2 protein-coding genes are annotated in these 621 nt (G+C 65.7%); both read left to right on the top strand.

Annotated elements, in window-relative coordinates; genetic code table 11:
* The coding region (locus HX846_RS36505) for an efflux RND transporter permease subunit (RefSeq protein WP_178967376.1) at positions 1-174 on the top strand (174 nt) is incomplete at its 5' end.
* Between the two features lies 1 nt (position 175).
* Positions 176-621 (top strand): efflux RND transporter periplasmic adaptor subunit (locus HX846_RS36500; RefSeq protein WP_178967375.1); only part of this gene is annotated, 446 nt, incomplete at its 3' end.

Below are 621 nucleotides of genomic sequence, written 5' to 3'. Positions count from 1 at the left end.
GCGCTGAGCCTGGGGGAGGGCGGCGAACAGAACGCCCCGCTGGGCCGCGCGGTCATCGGCGGGCTGGCCTTCGCCACCATTGCCACGTTGTTCCTGGTTCCGCTGATTTTCAGTCTTGTGCACGGGCGGCGTCAGCACGCCACGCTTGCGACCACCGCCACTCAAGGGGTTTGACATGTCTGCTTCCGTTTCCAATCCGGGTTCGCCCCGCCGTAAATCCCGTGGTCTGCTCTGGCTGGTGCTGGGGCTGGTGGTCCTGGTTGCCGTGGTGGTATTCGGCATCGGCGTGCGCGCCAGCGAATCCCATGACCTGAAAACCTGGACCGATGCCCAGGCGTTGCCCAGCGTGATCCTGATCACCCCGAGCGTTCAGCCCCAGGGTCCGATCCTGAACCTGCCGGGGCGTCTTGAGGCGTATTCGCGGGCGTCGATCTTTGCCCGGGTCAATGGCTACCTCAAGACCTGGAACGTCGACATCGGCGACCACGTGAAGGCCGGGCAACTGCTGGCCGAAATCGACACGCCGGAGCTCGATCAGCAACTGCTGCAAGCCAAGGCCGTGCTGGCTTCGGCCCAGGCCGACGAGTCGCTGGCACAGACCACCGCCAAGCGCTGGCAGGC

This window comes from Pseudomonas sp. K5002, from assembly GCF_013386655.1.
In the GTDB taxonomy this organism is placed as follows: Bacteria; Pseudomonadota; Gammaproteobacteria; order Pseudomonadales; family Pseudomonadaceae; genus Aquipseudomonas.
This window is presented reverse-complemented; position numbering and strand designations above follow the sequence as displayed.